The organism is Syntrophales bacterium (assembly GCA_030655775.1).
GTDB lineage: Bacteria > Desulfobacterota > Syntrophia > Syntrophales > JADFWA01 > JAUSPI01.
Genome location: JAUSPI010000114.1, coordinates 18,801 through 36,540, shown reverse-complemented (window position 1 = coordinate 36,540; position 17,740 = coordinate 18,801). Strand labels below are relative to the sequence as shown.

Genomic DNA, 17,740 nt, shown 5'->3' with positions numbered 1-17,740 from the left:
AAAAGTCCGTTTTCTTCGCTCAGAACCATTTTGTGGATGCTGTTATTGCCCGGCTAAAAATCTAAAACTCGTGCTTATGCACTCAAACAGTTAGATTTTCTTAACGCCGGTCACTACCACCATCTTTTTCCCAAAATGCTTGAATTCGCTCTGAAAAGACTTTTTGCGAACTTGTCAACCTTAAAACCTTGGGAAAGGGTTTGAGCTCTCTTAATGTTTTTCTAAAGCTCCAGAATCATTGCTACTTCATCGCAGTAGTCGGGATATTTTGGGCACTTAAAACAGTCGGACCATATTTTCTCTGGGAGGGTTGATTTGTCAACCTCCACGAAACCGAGTTTTTTGAAAAACTCAGTTTGATAGGTAAGGGTAAATATTCTTAAAAGATCAAGGGTTATTGCCTCGGAAATACAAGCTTCAACGAGCTTTTTCCCGATTCCTCTTTGCCTGTACTCATCTTTTACACAAAGAGACCGAACTTCAGCCAGGTTTTCCCAGAAAATATGCATGGCACAGACACCTGTCACAAAATCGCTGCTGTCCTCAACACAAACAAAGAAATCTCTCAGGCTGCCATAAATATACATCAAAGACCTGGGAAGCATCTCGCCTTTCCCCGAAGAGGTATTTATCACCCCGTGGATAACTTTTGCATCACTTACTTTAGCTTTTCTGAGCATATCAAATCCCTAAGTTTAGAGTTCAGAGTTCAAAGTTCAGAGTCAGGAAACATAAAAAGAAACTTTGAACTTTGAACTTTGAACCCTGAACTCTGAACTCAACTCCGTGAGGCTTTCAGCATCTCACGAGCATGTTCCCTGGTCTTTTCGGTCATCTTAAGTCCACTGAGCATCCTGGTAATCTCATCGAGACGGTCCGACTCAGAGAGGACGGATATTTGAGTGTTTGTTCTTTCCCCCGAAACCCTCTTTGAAACAAGAAAGTGGCTATCCCCAAAACAGGCAATCTGGGGAAGATGGGTAATACATATAACCTGATGACGCTTTGATACCTCCTTGAGTTTCCTGCCGACAATCCCGGCCATCGCACCACCTATGCCACTGTCCACCTCATCAAATATAATTGTATCAACGGCACCGGTTCCGGCCAGAGATTTCTTCATTGCCAGCACTATTCTGGAAAGCTCTCCGCCGGAAGCTATCCTGTTCAAGGGCTTTAATTCTTCCCCCACATTTGTTGATAGATAAAATTCAATTATATCAATACCTTTTGAGCCAACTTTATCTTCAACAGTTTCATTAAATGAAACTTCAAATCTCGTATTTGCCATTCCCAACGCATGAATCTCGCTCTCCAACGCCTCTTTTAGAACTTCAGCAACCTCATGCCGCCTTTGAGAAAGCTCCTTTCCTCTTTCCAGCAAAAACGTCTCTTTTGAAAAAATCTGCTCTGAGAGCCGTTTAATATCTTCTTCCAAAGATGATATATTTTTTAGTTCCTTTTCAACACTTTTTTTTGTCTCCAATACCTCTTCCAGCGTCTTGCCGTATTTACGTTTAAGCCTTCCTAAATACTCCAGTCTGTCTTCAATCTCCACAAGCCTGTCAGGTTCAAAGGATATATTTTTTACATAATCTCTCAGGGTAAAAGCAATATCCTCAAGGCTAAAAAATATAGAATCGAGCCCCTGCTCGGATACCTTCAAATCAGGATCAATTTTTTTTATCTCTTTTATGTTCTTTATCGTCCCGCCGAGCTCTTCCAGTATGGACCCACCTTTACCATAAAGGGTCTCATGGGACTCAGCGGCATATTCTGCCAACCTCTTCGCATTGCTGAGGATATTCTTTTCTCGTGATAGAGACAAATCTTCCCCAACCGTAATACCCGCATCCTCTATCTCCTTTAATTGAAACCTGAGGAATTCTTCGCGCTTTCCGCTCTCGCGGTTGATAAACTCAAGCTCATTGAGCCTCGATTTTAAATTTTGATACTCATGATAAAGATTTGTAAATTCAGACCGCAATGACAGGATATCGCCAAATTCGTCCAGTATATCTATGTGGTTTTCGGCATTTAGTATAATTTGATGTTCATGCTGACCGGATATATTAACCAGCGATTCGGCTAACGTGGAAAGCATGTTCAATGTGGACAGGTTTCCATTGATATAAACCCTGTTTTTACCCGAACGCGCCACAATTCTCTTAACAACAAGTTCATCCCCCTCATATAAACCGCTACTCATCAATTTTTCTTTCAATTGCTCCTTGTTGCTTATATCAAAAAGTGCCTCTACCGTAGCTGTTTCTTCAGCGGATCTTATCAAATCGGAGGATGCCCTGTCTCCAAGAAGAAGACCGACAGCACCGATGATGATAGACTTGCCTGCACCGGTTTCACCGGTAATGACATTAAGACCCCCCGTAAGAGATACCTGAAGCTCATCGATGATAGCAAAATTTCTAATATTCAGCTCAATCAACATTTCAATCTCTATTCACACCCGGCGGCAATCCGCCCCACCCTAACTTGGTCCGTAAGATCTCCAAGTAGTCTCTGTGAGGAGAAACAATAAGATTTGTATAATATTCAGATTTTTTTATAATAATTATATCCCCCGACTTCAACGTAACCGAATCCTGTCCATCCAGGGTCAATGTTGCTCCTTTCTCTTTCGTCCACAAAATAACCTCTATATTGACACTATCGGGAAAAACCACCGGTCTATTTGTCAATGTATGTGCGCATATAGGATTAATAATTATTGAATCAAGTTCAGGAGAAATAAGCGGCCCCCCGGCAGAAAGGGAATATGCCGTGGAACCTGTAGGCGTAGATACAATAATCCCATCTGCCTTAAAGGTGGTCATATACCGACCATCAACAAACGTTCTCAGTTCAATTATCCTGGAAAGATTTCCTCTGTTGATTACAGCATCATTGAGGACAACGCTCTCGCTTATGCATTTTTGTTTCCTGTTTATTGTAACATCGAGCATCATTCTCTTATCAGTTTGATGCTTTCCACTAAAAACTACCTCCATCGCATCAAACATTTCATCTAAATTGACCTCCGTCAAAAAACCGAATTCCCCTAAATTGATGCCGAGGACAGGCACATCAAATTTCTTAACAGAACGCGCCGCGCGAAGAATCGTTCCATCCCCGCCTAAGACAACAATTATATCTACTAAAGATGCAAGTTCTTCACATTCAAGCCCGGAAGCCTCCCCCAGCTTTTCAGCTACTTCCTTCTCCAGAAAGACCCCCAAATTCTTTTTTAAAATCCACTCTTTCAATCGTGAGGCATACTCCAAAGCCTTTTCCTTGCCGACATTTGCTATTATCCCTATCTTTTCAATACCCATTTTAACCTCTGCTGTAACTATTCAGGAAAAACTTTTTATATGACTCTTTATATTGATCAGACTACCGAATATCCGTTCAATCCCTCGATTTATTTCCTATACTTCATGATCCCCCCTTTTTCAAGATGAAAGATTGGCCCCAAAAATAGACGCGGTCGGTGATGTCAGTAACTGCCCTCTGAAAACCTATCATGTTCCCATCTTTATCTTTTCTTACCACCGTTTGAGATAAGGGGGGTATTGATGATACTGCCATCTTTTTTACGTAAATTGACAGGACAGGCTTTAACATATCCCTGTTCTTCAACTATTCGGGTATGTTTTTTTCTTTCCTCTGTTGGTCTTTTTTTCAATGTCCAATAAAGCTGTGTGCAATTTTTGATTTGATAACACTGCTCTCGATATGATTGATGTACCAAGAAATATTCAACATCATCCACAACTAAAATGGTTTATCCCCTCCCATGATGCCAACAATATAAGCGATATGCTCCATGGAATTCATAATCGGAATAAAGGTTATTTTTCTTTCATTGTCCTTGCCTTTTATATCAAGAGTTATATCATCTTTATCTATTTTTGAGCGTTTACTCTCAAGTTCACGGTAAATATTCTCAAAATCGACCTGCTTGAAGAAATCTTTAATGTTTTTTCCATTGATATCTTTTTTGTTAACTTCTACTTCTTTTGCAAGTTTTTCGGAACAATTAATAATAGTGCCACGGCAGTCTAAAATAAACATCTCTTCATCTGCTCTATCCACCAAAAAATCGCTTACCCGGGACAGAGAGCTTATCTTTACGGTCTTCATTTCATTTAAATTATTAAGGTGAAATAATAGATATTTTACTCTCTTTCCTATCTGCCCCATCTCATCCAGGTGCTGGGTTATATCATATTTCCCGTACTGGGATAATTCAACCATCTTATCCAGCCGTTTCAATACATTATCGCTCATTCTCACAAAATTAATGAAAAATAAAAGCACTATCAGAAGAATGACTACAGAAGCAAATATGAAGTTTTCGAGTTCATATTTTAAAACAAGGTTTGTATGAACTTCTATGCTTTTAAGCGCGGTGAAAAATTTTATTTCACCGAAAATGACTATAAAGCAGAAAAGTATCGTCAGAACCAATAAATCTCTTTTCCTTACAAGAATCATTTTAAAGCTCCTTAAGGTTTTCGATATCTTTATCGCTTCCTAAAACGACTAAACTATCGTTTATCTTCAAAATATCATCCGGTGTCGGATACAAGATCAATTCTTCTTTCCTGGGGTTCCCCATTTCATCTATAGTAGTTTCAATCCTCCTTATGGACACAAGTGTCACATGGTATTTTTTCCTCAGACCTATGTCTCTCAGGGATTTTTCTACAAATCCCGAAGGAATTTTTATTTCGGCGATCGAATGATCATCAGAGATCGGTATCATTTCGACCATATCGGGAGCTAATATCCTCTGGGCAAGCCTTCTTCCCTGCTGAACAGCGATATTGAGGACTTCAGTAGCACCCACCTTTTGAAGCACCTGTGCATGAACATCTGAGATCGCGCGGGCTATAATATATGGAACACCGATATTTTTAAGTAAAACTGTTGTTAAAATGCTCCCGTCCACACTATCTCCTATAGCAACAACTGCTACATCCACATCCTGCAGACCGACATTTCTCAAGGCATCTTCGTCCGTACTGTCTAAAAGCACAGCCTGAGTCACAGAGTCTTTTATCTTGTCGATAAGTTTTGGATCCTTATCAACAGCTATAACTTTTGATCCTTTTTCGGATAAGGCCCTACATACTTCCTGACCAAACGTGCCAAGGCCAAACACAGCATAAAGTGTTTCTTTCTGCATAATTTTCTCCTATGTTTCATCCGATATTAAGTTTACCAATCGGATATTTTATCTCGTATTTTCTTGTTTTCTGGGACAAGGCTGTAATTATGGTTAAAGGTCCCAGCCTTCCTATGAACATTATTAAAGTTATTACTATTTTGCCCGGTGCGGATAGATCCGGCGTTATTCCCGTTGAAAGACCTACGGTTCCAAAAGCTGATGTCACTTCAAATAATATCCTGAGAAATTTTTGATTCTCGGTCAAAGCTAAAAGAAGTGATCCTCCGAATATAAGTGTTGCAGATAAAAACATAATTAAAAACGCCTGATTAATAATGTCTTTTGAAATTGTATGTTTAAGAAGGATAACATCGTCTTTATTGTTAAATATCGACTTCACATACGCCCACACAACACCCAGGGTATTCACCTTGATACCTCCGGCACATGATCCGGAAGCGCCTCCTATATACATAAAAAGTATCATAAGTGAATATGTTGCCATATGCAGTTTTGATATATCCATTGTGTTAAACCCGGCTGTCCTTAATGTAACTGTCTGGAAAAATGCCATTAAATACTGCGTCGCTAAGCCAAGTTTAAGCAGGTTGTCTTTATGTTCGAATTTATAAATAAGGAGGGTGCCCGAGATCAAAAGCAAGGCCGTGGTAAAAAGAACGACTTTCGTATTGAGGGTAAGTTTCTCTACGCGCTGGGGCCTTTTTAATATTTTGCGTTTAAACAGAGTTCTTAAATTCCCGTAAGTATTTCCAACTACCACAAAACTTATACCGCCGGCTATAATAAGTCCTGATATTACAAAATTCATGAGAAATGATGATTTAAACTGTTCAAGATTATCCGTAAAAAGAGCGAACCCCGCGTTACAAAAAGCGGATACTGAATGGAACATTGCATAGAAGATATTCTTGATCCCGAAACCTTCAAATTTCATGAAAGCAAGATAGAGTAGCATTGCTCCTGCAAATTCAAAAATGAAAGTGAATAAAACAATGTTCTTGATCCCCTTGTTCAGGTTCCTTACATCATCTTCATCAAGCATATATGAAATTGCTATTTTGTCCTGATAAGTGAGACTTCTTCCCACAAGAAAAGCAGTGAAATAGGCGAAGATCATTATCCCCAGCCCCCCTGTCTGAATAAGAAACATTATTACCATCTTGCCGAAAATAGAAAATCTGGTAGCTGTATCCACGACAGTAAGGCCGGTAACACAGGTTGCACTTGCCGCAGTAAAAAGTGAATTGATGAAACCCAAGGTTTTTCCATCCGTTACCGAAAAAGGCATCATCAGGAGTATCGTTCCAACAATAATAACACTAAAGAAACTAAGCATTATTGTCTGTGCCGGATGGCGTGTGAGATTTACGAGAAAATAGTGCAGTTTTCTTATTCTCATTACTACTTTAAAGGCATTAAAAGCAGTGATAAGGACTATCAGCTTAACAGGCATATTATGACCATCAAACTCTTCGATGAAAAAGTGGTAATATTTGCCGAGGACAATTATTGCTATAAATGCTGTAAGAAACGAAACTTCAAGAATATTCTTTTTAAGGAAAGTGATTTTGGTTTTGGACTTGAAAAAGTATATGAAAGTTTCAGACGCGAAAAGTATAGATATAGATAAATCGATTGCATGAGATATAAAATTGGCCAAATATCCTTCTACATGGGCATTCTCCAGAATGAGCACCAGTATCCCTAATACGATGATACTGAAAGATAGTTTTTGGTCCCTCGAAATGATCGACATATTATTTTTATATCTTAAACGTGGGATAAACTTACAGCCAGGAAATGAAAACAAAATCGTGTAACATCATACATATTTACTATGAAAAAAACATATAAGATGTCTCCTTATTCCTTATTGAAGCTCCATCTGTTCATTAAGCCCGAGCCACGGCAACTGCGGCCATATCGGAGCCCCGCTCAATCTGGAAAGCGAAACATCAACGGCGTGTTCAGGATCCTCAAAAGGCATACTGCCGATTCCGGTTGCAAGAAACTCTGGTTTGATAATCATTCTGATTTTCCTTTCTGACGCAGATGATATTGTTATTTTTTGCAATAGCCATCTACGATATTGGTTCCTGTTTGTACTGAGTCCGACGTCTTGCCCGCCATTTTCCCGGGCCATTCAGGCAGAACATCAAGGCCTATTTTGGTAGGATACAATAAGTATTGCAAAGGTGCCTGTTTGTCAATTGAAAAGATGTTTCCGTAAGATAAGCCTCTCTATTCACTTTTCTTCCCGTCCTGAGTAATGCAACATCCTGCAGCCAATTCTCATTGACATACAAAAATTATTTTCTTATACTTTCCCATAAGAAAAGTAAATCCTTATCAGATAAAATCGGGAGAATATTTCAGGCTTGGATGAGGTATTACAGAATTGATGTTCAAGGATGCGAAACCCTATTTTTAACCCGATTTTCTGATTTTTGGATAGAATTGATTTGAAGGTCCAAGTGTAAACCAATTGTTTGGAAAGGAGGGTAAAGCAATGAAAGAAAATGGATTAGCAAACATGTTTTTGAGGCACTTTGTTATGGCAATTCCGTGGGGACTTGTTTTTTTAGTAATTTTCTTTATCGCATCAGCGGGCATTAAGCAGCAGGTCAAAGAAAGTATAGACTACTCAATAAAGACAGGCATTCACGAAGTGGCCAAGCTGGCATTTGATCATCGCTCTGTCATCGCTGTCAAGAAGAATGTAAAGGAAGGTATTGAATTCGTGGCTAAAACTGGCAAGAAAGAGATAAAAAATCTCTTGAATGACCCACAGGTCAAACAGGACATTAAAGAGGCCTTAGAGTACAGCGGTAAACATCTTCGGTAGTTTCCGGAAGAATGCAAGGTAAGACCTTTGCAAAATCGTGTTTTCGGTCATTGCGAGGCGTCCCGAGCGGAGTGAGGAAATAGATGCGACAATCTCTTGAACTGAACAGCGAGCACATTCCCCGCTGCTTGCGGCGGGGTTAGCGAGCGAATAAAAAATAAATTTTTTCCTTAACAGCTCACTATGCCACTTTGCGGCATTATAATTGGAAGTAACTTATGTTTTTAGCAAATGCATTATTTCTGGCAAATATTAAGAAATGTTAACTACTTGCAACACATTTGCGAATTTAAGTTACTTGGAAGTCGGAGATTCCCCGCAACTTGTTGCGGGGAGCTTCAATTATCAACATTTTGTGAGGTTGCTGCGCATGCTCCCTTCGCTACACCCGGGGCCTCGGCCCCCCAGTAGAACTGCGCCTCCATCGCACCCCCTGCAGGGACTCCACGGGGCATGACGATATGGAGATATTGCGAAGCTTTCGGACTTACCATAAGTGAATTACCCCGTCCACAAGGCGGGTCATCTCACATATTCTTCTCCCCCGTGACGGGGGGGAGGCAAGGAGGGGGTGAAAAACATTTCAAAATTCCCTCTCTCTAATCTTCTCCCACCAAGGTAGAGGGAATTATGATGAAAGACACAAATCTCATCTGTACAAAGTGTAAAAAAACCTTTCAGATTGACCAGGTTTATCCCCGTTGCACTATGTGCGGTGAACCTCTGGAAATAGAAAAGGTAACCGGGGGAACGATCACTGAAGGGAATACTCTTCATCAAACGATCATGGAAAGGTACGCTGATTTTTTCCCTTTTTCAAAAACAGACAAGTTAACATCTCTTCAAGAAGGATTTACGCCACTGGTGGAATCTTCGAAGCTTGCATCCGAATTGCAGGTAAAAACCATCCTGCTGAAAAATGAGAGCCAGAACCCCACATGGTCTTTTAAGGACAGAGGTACCGTTTCCGGCATTCAGCATGCCCTGAGTCTTGGATACGAGAAAATAGGAACCGTATCGAGCGGTAACATGGCTGTTTCGGTGGCCGCCTACGGTGCGAGAGCAGGTCTGAAAACGTTTGTTCTGGTAAGTGCAACTCTTCCTCCTGAGAAACTGAATCCTATTGCAATGTACGATCCCGTTTTAATAAAAGTAGATGGTGATTACGGACAGCTTTATTTTGACAGTCTTGAAATTGGAAGAAAATACGGCATTTACTTTATCAATTCGGATGTGCCTTTTCGGGTGGAAGGTTCAAAAACGATCGCATTTGAAATTTGTGAACAAATGAATTTTGAAATCCCCGATTTTGTCGTCGTACCGACAAGTTCGGGCGGGAATATGCGGGGTATTATTAAAGGATTCGAGGAATTTCAACTTTGCGGATTAACCGGCAAAGTACCCAGAATTATCTGTGCGCAGGCAAGCGGCTGTTCACCGATTTATAAAGCTTATGCCGAAAACAGAGAAACGATATCCCGGTTTCAAAGCCCCGACACGATCGCCCATGCTATTGAAAATCCCTTTCCTCCAAGTGGAAACGAAGCTTTAAGAAAAATAAAGGAAAATGGCGGGTTTTCCGTTGTGGTTACAGATGACGAGATCCTTCAAGCACAAAAACGGCTTGCTAAGGAAGGGGTTTTCGTACAACCCGCTGCTGCAGTTCCATTAGCGGCAGTGAAAAAATTGAGGAATAAAAACATTTTAGATGAAAACTGTTCAATCGTTTGCATTATAACGGGTGGTGGATTAAAATACACGGCTATATTTGAAAGGCATAATTTAAAAACTGTTGAGTGTACGTTAGAAAACTTGGACAAACTTGTTGGGGAAACTGATTTCCTATTTGAAGTCAACAGGAGCTAAATATGTATGCAGTAATTATGGCAGGCGGCAGGGGCACCAGGTTCTGGCCCAAAAGCAGGGAGAAGATGCCAAAACACCTCCAGGACATCTTCGGCAAAAAAACAATCATACAGGAAACTGTTGACAGGATAGGCCCACTAATCCCGGTAAAGAATATTCTAATTGTGACAGGTGCCAATCACTCCGATGTGATTAAACAACAGCTTCCCAACCTGCCGGAAGAGAATATAATCATTGAACCGGTCGGCAGGAATACCGCCCCGTGTATCGGCCTGGCAGCAATGCACATCAAAAAGAAAAATCCGGAAGGTGTCATGTTTGTACTCCCATCGGATCATTATATTTCCGATGAAGAGGTATTTCGGCGTACCATTGCTATAGCCGGTGAGATGGCACAAAGGGGAAATCACCTTCTGACCATAGGGATAAAACCCACCGGCCCCGAAACCGGCTACGGCTATATGGAACAAGGAGAAGCGGTAGCCGCAATAAGGGGTGAAGAAATATTTCAGGTAAAATCCTTCCGGGAAAAACCTGACATCGAACAGGCAAAAACCTTTTTGGAGAATGGAGGCTTTCTCTGGAACAGCGGAATGTTTGTATGGAAAGTTTCAACCATACTGAATAAGATAGAAAAACTGCTTCCAGATCTTTACAAGGGGCTTAAAGAAATAGAAGATGCTCTCGGTACTGATAGTGAAAAAAATATTATTAGCAAAGCATATAAGGAAATAACGCCGATTTCCATAGACAATGGAATTATGGAGAGGTCCGGCAAAACACTTCTTGTCAGAGGAGATTTCGGCTGGAGTGATATAGGAAGCTGGAGTACCCTGTGGGAGATGTGGGACAAAGATGAAAATGGTAATGCCGTCAGGGGGCGTTTTATTGGTGTTGATTCTTCAAACTCGCTCATCTACAGCCCTGATAAACTGGTAGCCCTGGTAGGGGTAGAAGGTCTGGTTGTCGTGGAAACAGCAGATTCTCTTCTGGTATGCAAAAAGGATGCTTCTCAAGATGTGAAAAAGCTGGTAGAGATGCTCGAAGAAAAGAATATGAAAGAATACCTGTAGGAGCAGATAAAGCGTAAAATGGAAAAACCTTTATTCAGAGCGGATATTCAGCCTGTTTCCGCCATGGTTGGGGGACGACAGGTAGTTACGTTCATGGACCCTCTTCGTCTGACCAAAAACAGCATTGCTGTAGACATGAAATTATTCCCCTTACTAAGGCTGCTCGATGGAAAACATGACCTGAGGGACATTCAAAGGGTAATGACAATTCATCAGCAAGGCCAGATTGTATATCTGTCCGAGGTCGAATCTTTCATTGAGAGTTTGGATAAGGCTTTTCTTTTAAACAGTGAGTTGTTTAGAAAAAAGATGGGGAATCTACGTGAGGAGTTTAATTCTCAACCAGACCGCCATCCCATACTCGCAGGAAGATCCTACGAATCCGATCCTGACAGGCTCGGCCGATTTATTGAAGAAGTTGAAAGGAGTCTCCCACAGAATGATTCCGGCGGTACCGAAAAGAATATTACGGGCATACTGGCCCCTCACATAGACATAATTGCCGCAAAGACAACCTATATCAATCTCTATCGCTGGCTGAAGGGGAAAAATTACAGTCTCGTCATCATTTTTGGAATAAATCACCAACCACAGGATGGACTTTATTCAATATCCGAAAAAAATTATATCACCCCTTTTGGAAAATTAGAATCGGACAAGGATTTTATTTCAGAGCTCAAAAAGAAAATACCCGTAGGAACTCTGTCTTCTGATGATTTCTGTCACAAAATGGAACATTCCATTGAGTTTCAAACAATTTTTCTCCACTACTATTTGGAAGAACCGATATCAATTGTGCCGATCCTTTGTGGAGGAATCCACGAATTCACCTTCCAGAAAAGGAACATCTTTGATGATGCCCGGTTTATGGGGATGGTAGAGACACTCGAAGAGATGATTAAGGACAGAAATGGGAACGTCCTGCTTATTTCGGGCGTGGATTTCTCACATGTGGGACCGAAATTCGGCAATCAGATGCCGGCAGATGCCATTCTGTCGCGGGCTAAATCAAATGACCAGAAAATTATCTCGTCTATTTTAAAAGGTGAACCGGAAAAGATATATAAAAACGCAGTTGAAACACAGGACCAATTCAACGTATGCGGTCTTCCATCCATCCTTATTTTCTCCAGGTTGCTCAAGGGAAGCAAAGGGGAACTCCTTTCTCACGAAACCTACAACGAAACGGCAACAAGCAGTGCAGTAACATATGCATCAATGATCTTCACCGGCGGAACCTAAATCTGCATTATATGGAATAATGGAAAACACACAAAACATTGCACCCTACCCTCTCATACTCAAGCCTATTTTCAAGGAAAAGCCGTGGGGAGGAAGACGACTGGAAACGCTCCTCGGCAAAAATCTTCCGCCTGATGTCCCTATCGGGGAATCCTGGGAGCTTACCATCCGCCCTGAGGAAAAAAGCATCATTGCCAACGGCCCCCTCGCGGGAAAGACTCTGCTTGAGGCTTGCGAGCTTTACGGAATATCACCTGTTGAAGATGGCAGGTTTCCGCTCTTGATAAAATTTATCGATGCACAGGATACCCTTTCGGTACAGGTCCACCCGGATGACAAATACGTTTCACTCCACGAAGATACTGAAGATTCAGGTAAGAACGAGATGTGGCATATCCTTCATGCAGAACCTGGAGCAAGCATAATACTGGGCTTGAAAGAAGGGGTTACACGGGGAAAAATTAGCAAAGCTCTTGAAAAGAAGTCTCTGGAAGGCTGCCTTAATAAGGTTCCAGTAAAGGGAGGAGATACCTTTTTTATTCCTTCCGGAACGGTTCACGCCATAGGTCGCGGGATTGTCCTGGCGGAAATCCAGCAGAACTCCGATATCACATACCGATTATACGACTGGGACCGGGTTGACAACAAGGGAAATCCAAGGGAGCTGCATATTGAAAAGGCACTGGATGTCATTAACTTTTCTTCTACTGACACCAAAAAGATCGAAGAAATTGCCACTTATGAAGGCGAAAACAAAAAAACCGTACTGGTTAATTGCCCTTATTTCGCTGTTGAATTACTGGAAATCAACGAGGAAGCTGTCCAAAATGTGCCTGATAACTTCTCCATTTTTTCCATACTCGACGGCAGGTTAACCATCGGGTGTAGCTATGATGAAGTTAATGTGAAAAAAGGTGAAACTGTCTTTCTTCCAGCCGGCTGTGATTATAAATTATCTCCTGATATTCCCTCGAAAATGCTGAAGACACAAAGTAAGTACACAGATTTTTTAACAGGAGTTTCCCTCCAAGAGGTTTTTCTTCAACCCCGAAAATAACATTGAAGCTCCCCGCAACAAGTTGCGGGGAATCTCCGACTGTTAAGGAATTTCGCTACAACCCTGATGAGTGCCTCTTTATCGGTGACGGGAAGGGAGATCCAACGGCAGCAAAACATGCAAGGGTTTCCTTTGTTGCAATTGACCCGAAATACTGGAGGTTAGCTTAAATTACATTTAAATAATGTCATTCACAGAAATTTGGATAACTTTTATTCTTTAAAGCACAAATCTGCTCGACTTCAACTGTCGAGAATTCTTTCAGCCTCTTCTCGATCCACATCCATCAAGTGTTGAATCCCGCTGATGTCTGCCGCCTTATGTGTCAGGGCTGCTATATCATCTCGTGATATATATTTGAGAGCGAATTTTCGGCTGCCGGCCAGAAACTGGGACAAGCCCTGGGCAAGACGCTCGTAGTAGGTGTAAAGCCCCAGAGCACCAGCCGGAAGTTTTTCGAATTCATCGTCTCCTAATTCCGTGCGCAGATGACTTGCCGTCACAAATATATCGTCTCTCGAACTGCCAAAACGCTCGATGTACACCGGAATCTGGTGTTCATCAATTGTACGTCCGATTGTTTTACCAACCATCGCCGCGGCTATCGGGGCTCTGGCCATTCCTATGAGCTTCACGAATGGAGCGCCAAGGGCAAGTCCTTTGAAGATCTGGTCTTCAAAGGTAAAACCGCCGGCCAGAGCCAGAGCAGGCACTTGTTCACCCTTATCGGCAAGACGTTTGGCGTATTGATACAGAAGCGAGTGTAATTCAACAGGAGGCATACCCCACTCATTCATCATACGCCAGGGACTCATGCCGGTCCCGCCGCCCGCACCATCGACTGTTAAAAGGTCGAGTTTATATCTGGTAGCAAAAAGAACCGCCCTCGCCAGATCTGCCGGGCGATAGGCACCGGTTTTGAGGAAGATGTATTTAGCCCCGGCACTGCGTAATTCTTCAACCCGTTTGGCAAATGATTCCTCAGTCACCATGCCTACCCGTGAATGCCGCTCAAACTCCTTGAAAGCCCCCCTCTCAAAAGCTTTAATCACAACCGGGTCTGTCGGATTCGGCAGCACTATATAGCCGCGCTCCTGGAGCAGTTGTGCCTTTTTGATATCCCCGATTTTGACTTCTCCGCCGATATCCTTGGCTCCCTGACCCCATTTGAGTTCCACACATTCGGCACCAAGTTTTTCGATTGCATATTCCTGTACGCTAAGCCGGGTATCCTCAACGTTCGCCTGCACAATGATTGCACCGTAGCCGTCCCGCTGGTAATCTGTATAGAGCTTAACGCGACGTTTAAGGTCGACAGTATCAACCACCCGACCATCTTTAAAAACAGACTCGGGGTCCATACCAACAACATTCTCGCCAATAGTCAGGCCGGTTCCTGCCAAAGCGGAGCCGATAGCCAGACCTTCCCAGTTGTTCTTGGCAATATTCGTAGAACCGATACCGGGAATGATCCATGGATAACGGAACTTTATACCGTTATCATGACCAAAGGCAACTTCCAGGTTAACGGCGGGGAAGATAGCCTTATCGCTGTCAGCCTCTATCCCCTGGGCGCCAACAACGGTTCCCATTATATTGAAGTGCGAATAGTCCACCGGGTAGGTTTTCTCAGCGGCGGTTGTTATTACTCCGAACGGCTGCGGGTAAATCACTTCATGCCCCCGATAAGCACTCTTGCCTATTTCGCACATACCTATGCAGCCATCAACGCAGGTAACACACATACCTGAAGCCGGAACAACCGAGCCTTCCGTCCTGTTTTTAGTCAAAGTCGCCGCCGAAGCGTTTACCTTCGAAAACGTAGGTGCCATTTTATTTTGCTCCTTTTTATTTTTGTTAATCTTTCTTTATCTCACAAGCCACACAGGGATCCATGTAGCACATCATATCGTCAAACTGTTCTTTCTCGATGCATGGCGGGGTCAGATTCGCGCAGCCTCCACAAATTGCTTTTTCCGGTTCGTTGTAAGTACATCGAAGCTGACAGGCCGGACATACATACATACAAGCGCCACATAGCCGGCAAACATCCGATTTAGCATCAAACGGTGTGCCTATACTTCTATTCTCGCCACGGCTTCTAAAACCGATGGCCTTTGCCATCATCTGCTCTTCGCACGTACGGACGCAAAGCCCGCAGAGGATGCAATCCTCGTGCTCCTGCTTGAAACGCTGCCGGCGAATACCGTGTGCCGAAGCAAGGTCCTGGATTGTTTTGGATTGAGGACAGGAAGCGAGCAGCAGTTCCAGAATCATTTTGCGTGCCCGAAGGACCCTTGATGACGTTGTTCGCACTTTAAGCCCTTCCTCGGCCGGGTACGTGCATGAGGAGACCAATTTTGCTCTCGGCCCCTCTCCAATCTCCACCATACACAACCGGCAGGCACCATAAGGCGACAGACCTTCCATGTGACACAGTGTAGGAATCGGAAATCCCAAAAACTTAGCCGCTTCGAGCAGGGTAGTGCCTTTCGCAACTGCAACATTCAGCCCGTTTATAGTAAGATTGATCATCATTATCCTTTCAAAAAGCTATACAACATCCACAGCTTCAACTTTGCATACACTTCTGCATGCCCCGCATTTAACGCACTTGGTGGTATCGATAACATGCCGTTGTTTCTTTTCTCCCGTAATCGCCCCCTCTGGACAGGCTTTGATACAAACCTGGCATCCCACACAGTTTTCATTAATCGAGAAAGTAATGAGTGCCTTACATACTCCGGCAGGGCAATGCTTCTTTTCGATATGTTCGATGTATTCATCCGTAAAATATCGTAGAGTAGAGAGAACAGGATTCGACGCGGTTTGTCCCAGACCGCACATCGTCGTATCCTTAACCACTTCTGCTAATTCTTTGAGAAGATCCATGTGCTCAAGTGATCCATTGCCGTTTGAGATATCGTCGAGAATCTCATACATCCTCTGCGTGCCTTTACGGCAGGTAAAACATTTGCCACAGGACTCGTCTTTGAGAAAATTCATAAAATATTTGGCGATATCAACCATGCAGGTATTTTCGTCCATTACAATCATACCGCCGGAGCCCATAATTGATCCCACCTCTGCCAAACTTTCGTAGTCAACAGAAACGTCGAACATATTTGCGGGGATACAACCACCGGACGGGCCGCCTGTCTGAACCGCTTTAAGTTCCGCCTTGCCTGCGGCCCCACCACCGATGTCATAGACTATTTCCTTGACGGTTATACCCATGGGTACTTCGACAAGACCGGTATTTTTGATTTTGCCGACCAGGCTGAATATTTTTGTGCCCGTATTATTCTCAGTCCCGACCGTTGCGAATTTATCCGCACCTGATTTGAAAATTAAGGGGATATTTGCCCAGGTTTCAACGTTGTTAATTACGGTTGGTTTACCGTCAATACCTTTTTGAACAGGGAACGGCGGCCGTTGACGCGGTTCACCTAATTTCCCTTCGATAGACCGTATCAGCGCCGTTTCTTCACCGCATACAAATGCACCGGCACCTATGACAATTTTGATGTCAAATGAAAAACCGGTTCCAAGTATATTGTCACCCAGAAGGCCCAGTTCCTGTGCCTGTTTTAAAGCTATCTTCAAATGCTTAACGGCAAGAGGATATTCATTTCGAACATACACTATGCCTTCGGTTGCCCGAGTACCATAAGCGCCAATGACCATTCCTTCGATAATACTGTGTGGATTGCCCTCAAGCACGCTACGGTCCATATAGGCGCCAGGGTCACCTTCATCAGCATTGCAGACGAGAAATTTGCCTTCGTCGCTGGATTGTTTTGCCAGCATCTCCCATTTCAGCCCTGCAGGAAATCCAGCACCACCGCGTCCGCGCAATCCAGAACGTTTAACCTGCTGAACTATCCAGTCGGCATTTTGCTTCGAAAATACATCCTCCAGAACACTGTACCCTCCCTGAACGATGTAATCGTATATCCTAATTGGGTCTATCTTTTCGTTCAGACCTAAAATGCTACGTTGCTGATACTTGAAGAAAGGAATATCGTCACGATTGTAATATTTTTCGCCCGTATTAGAATCCCGACAGAGAAGGTCTTCGACGTATTTGTCCGAGAGCAACGCCTCGACAATCCTTGGAACATCACTGAGTCCCACTTGTACGTAGAATGCCTGTTGCGGCTCAGTGAGAATAAAAGGTCCCATCTCACAGAATCCATGGCATCCGGTAATCCTCAGCGCCACTTTGTCCACCAGGCGTTTTTCAATGATGTATTTCTTTACGACTCGAATAATGCCGCTTGAGCCGCTTGCGTGACAAGCTGTTCCACCACAAATCACCAAGCGCGGTTTGTTTTCATCCAAGGTTTCAAAAAGTATACTGCGTAATTCTTTCAGCTCACTTACAGAAGACAGTCGTAGCGTTTCAGTGTCTTGCACAAACGATTGCTTCACATAACCATTCTCGCCCATTCGTTTCATAA

At 42.9% G+C, this 17,740-nt stretch carries 17 protein-coding genes; 5 read left to right on the top strand and 12 right to left on the bottom strand.

Translation table 11 applies throughout. From position 1 onward, the window contains the following. Nucleotides 1–221: 221 nt before the first annotated feature. From Q7J27_06110 to Q7J27_06075, 8 genes are all read right to left on the bottom strand, one after another. A complete protein-coding gene (locus tag Q7J27_06110) occupies nt 222–680 on the bottom strand; it encodes an N-acetyltransferase (protein MDO9528718.1) in 459 nt (152 codons plus the stop codon). Nucleotides 681–778: 98 nt separating this feature from the next. Beyond that, nucleotides 779–2,449, bottom strand: a complete 1,671-nt coding sequence (gene recN / locus Q7J27_06105) for a DNA repair protein RecN (protein ID MDO9528717.1) — start codon at nt 2,447–2,449, stop codon at nt 779–781. 1 nt (nt 2,450) lies between these two features. After that, nucleotides 2,451–3,332: an NAD(+)/NADH kinase gene (locus Q7J27_06100; protein ID MDO9528716.1), complete on the bottom strand. Its 882-nt coding sequence runs from the start codon at nt 3,330–3,332 to the stop codon at nt 2,451–2,453. A 203-nt stretch (nt 3,333–3,535) separates the two neighbouring features. Next, entirely contained in the window at nt 3,536–3,772 is a 237-nt protein-coding gene (locus tag Q7J27_06095) for a hypothetical protein (GenBank protein ID MDO9528715.1), read from the bottom strand. A 2-nt stretch (nt 3,773–3,774) separates the two neighbouring features. Further along, on the bottom strand, nt 3,775–4,497 hold the full coding sequence (locus Q7J27_06090; GenBank protein ID MDO9528714.1) for a PAS domain-containing protein: 723 nt from the start codon (nt 4,495–4,497) through the stop codon (nt 3,775–3,777). Between the two features lies 1 nt (nt 4,498). Beyond that, a complete protein-coding gene (locus tag Q7J27_06085) occupies nt 4,499–5,191 on the bottom strand; it encodes a TrkA family potassium uptake protein (GenBank protein MDO9528713.1) in 693 nt (230 codons plus the stop codon). 16 nt (nt 5,192–5,207) lie between these two features. Then, nucleotides 5,208–6,950: a TrkH family potassium uptake protein gene (locus tag Q7J27_06080; protein MDO9528712.1), complete on the bottom strand. Its 1,743-nt coding sequence runs from the start codon at nt 6,948–6,950 to the stop codon at nt 5,208–5,210. Between the two features lie 114 nt (nt 6,951–7,064). Then, nucleotides 7,065–7,223, bottom strand: coding sequence for a hypothetical protein (locus Q7J27_06075; GenBank protein ID MDO9528711.1), 159 nt, complete (start codon nt 7,221–7,223; stop codon nt 7,065–7,067). Nucleotides 7,224–7,703: 480 nt separating this feature from the next. Here Q7J27_06075 and Q7J27_06070 point away from each other — a divergent pair, with 480 nt between their 5' ends. Continuing rightward, the gene (locus tag Q7J27_06070) at nt 7,704–8,039 is read left to right on the top strand and encodes a hypothetical protein (GenBank protein ID MDO9528710.1); all 336 of its coding nucleotides are present in this window, start codon (nt 7,704–7,706) and stop codon (nt 8,037–8,039) included. A 338-nt stretch (nt 8,040–8,377) separates the two neighbouring features. Here the strand turns inward: Q7J27_06070 and Q7J27_06065 are convergent, their stop codons facing one another. Then, nucleotides 8,378–8,533: a hypothetical protein gene (locus Q7J27_06065; protein ID MDO9528709.1), complete on the bottom strand. Its 156-nt coding sequence runs from the start codon at nt 8,531–8,533 to the stop codon at nt 8,378–8,380. Between the two features lie 136 nt (nt 8,534–8,669). Between Q7J27_06065 and thrC the strand changes: the two genes are divergently transcribed. From thrC to manA, 4 genes are read left to right on the top strand one after another with little or no spacing between them, the layout of a single operon-like run. Next, a complete protein-coding gene (gene thrC / locus Q7J27_06060) occupies nt 8,670–9,905 on the top strand; it encodes a threonine synthase (GenBank protein MDO9528708.1) in 1,236 nt (411 codons plus the stop codon). 2 nt (nt 9,906–9,907) lie between these two features. Continuing rightward, a complete protein-coding gene (locus Q7J27_06055) occupies nt 9,908–10,978 on the top strand; it encodes a mannose-1-phosphate guanylyltransferase (protein ID MDO9528707.1) in 1,071 nt (356 codons plus the stop codon). A gap of 18 nt (nt 10,979–10,996) precedes the next feature. Next, the gene (gene amrB / locus Q7J27_06050) at nt 10,997–12,220 is read left to right on the top strand and encodes an AmmeMemoRadiSam system protein B (GenBank protein MDO9528706.1); all 1,224 of its coding nucleotides are present in this window, start codon (nt 10,997–10,999) and stop codon (nt 12,218–12,220) included. Nucleotides 12,221–12,239: 19 nt separating this feature from the next. Then, nucleotides 12,240–13,277, top strand: a complete 1,038-nt coding sequence (gene manA / locus Q7J27_06045) for a mannose-6-phosphate isomerase, class I (GenBank protein MDO9528705.1) — start codon at nt 12,240–12,242, stop codon at nt 13,275–13,277. Between the two features lie 242 nt (nt 13,278–13,519). Here the strand turns inward: manA and Q7J27_06040 are convergent, their stop codons facing one another. The 3 genes from Q7J27_06040 to nuoF are packed head-to-tail and all read right to left on the bottom strand — an operon-like array spanning nt 13,520 to nt 17,738. Beyond that, complete coding sequence (locus Q7J27_06040; protein MDO9528704.1) at nt 13,520–15,109, bottom strand: FMN-binding glutamate synthase family protein; 1,590 nt, start codon at nt 15,107–15,109, stop codon at nt 13,520–13,522. A 25-nt stretch (nt 15,110–15,134) separates the two neighbouring features. Further along, the gene (locus Q7J27_06035; protein MDO9528703.1) at nt 15,135–15,815 is read right to left on the bottom strand and encodes a 2Fe-2S iron-sulfur cluster-binding protein; all 681 of its coding nucleotides are present in this window, start codon (nt 15,813–15,815) and stop codon (nt 15,135–15,137) included. Nucleotides 15,816–15,830: 15 nt separating this feature from the next. After that, nucleotides 15,831–17,738, bottom strand: coding sequence for an NADH-quinone oxidoreductase subunit NuoF (gene nuoF, locus Q7J27_06030; protein MDO9528702.1), 1,908 nt, complete (start codon nt 17,736–17,738; stop codon nt 15,831–15,833). Nucleotides 17,739–17,740 lie beyond the last annotated feature (2 nt).

Excerpts from the sequence above, each read along its gene's own strand:
- Q7J27_06110 (MDO9528718.1), bottom strand. The coding sequence starts at position 680 with ATGCTCAGAAAAGCTAAAGTAAGTGATGCAAAAGTTATCCACGGGGTG.
- recN (MDO9528717.1), bottom strand. The coding sequence starts at position 2,449 with ATGTTGATTGAGCTGAATATTAGAAATTTTGCTATCATCGATGAGCTT.
- Q7J27_06100 (MDO9528716.1), bottom strand. The coding sequence starts at position 3,332 with ATGGGTATTGAAAAGATAGGGATAATAGCAAATGTCGGCAAGGAAAAG.
- Q7J27_06090 (MDO9528714.1), bottom strand. The coding sequence starts at position 4,497 with ATGATTCTTGTAAGGAAAAGAGATTTATTGGTTCTGACGATACTTTTC.
- Q7J27_06085 (MDO9528713.1), bottom strand. The coding sequence starts at position 5,191 with ATGCAGAAAGAAACACTTTATGCTGTGTTTGGCCTTGGCACGTTTGGT.
- Q7J27_06080 (MDO9528712.1), bottom strand. The coding sequence starts at position 6,950 with ATGTCGATCATTTCGAGGGACCAAAAACTATCTTTCAGTATCATCGTA.
- Q7J27_06075 (MDO9528711.1), bottom strand. The coding sequence starts at position 7,223 with ATGATTATCAAACCAGAGTTTCTTGCAACCGGAATCGGCAGTATGCCT.
- Q7J27_06070 (MDO9528710.1), top strand. The coding sequence starts at position 7,704 with ATGAAAGAAAATGGATTAGCAAACATGTTTTTGAGGCACTTTGTTATG.
- Q7J27_06065 (MDO9528709.1), bottom strand. The coding sequence starts at position 8,533 with ATGGTAAGTCCGAAAGCTTCGCAATATCTCCATATCGTCATGCCCCGT.
- thrC (MDO9528708.1), top strand. The coding sequence starts at position 8,670 with ATGATGAAAGACACAAATCTCATCTGTACAAAGTGTAAAAAAACCTTT.
- Q7J27_06055 (MDO9528707.1), top strand. The coding sequence starts at position 9,908 with ATGTATGCAGTAATTATGGCAGGCGGCAGGGGCACCAGGTTCTGGCCC.
- amrB (MDO9528706.1), top strand. The coding sequence starts at position 10,997 with ATGGAAAAACCTTTATTCAGAGCGGATATTCAGCCTGTTTCCGCCATG.
- manA (MDO9528705.1), top strand. The coding sequence starts at position 12,240 with ATGGAAAACACACAAAACATTGCACCCTACCCTCTCATACTCAAGCCT.
- Q7J27_06040 (MDO9528704.1), bottom strand. The coding sequence starts at position 15,109 with ATGGCACCTACGTTTTCGAAGGTAAACGCTTCGGCGGCGACTTTGACT.
- Q7J27_06035 (MDO9528703.1), bottom strand. The coding sequence starts at position 15,815 with ATGATGATCAATCTTACTATAAACGGGCTGAATGTTGCAGTTGCGAAA.
- nuoF (MDO9528702.1), bottom strand. The coding sequence starts at position 17,738 with ATGAAACGAATGGGCGAGAATGGTTATGTGAAGCAATCGTTTGTGCAA.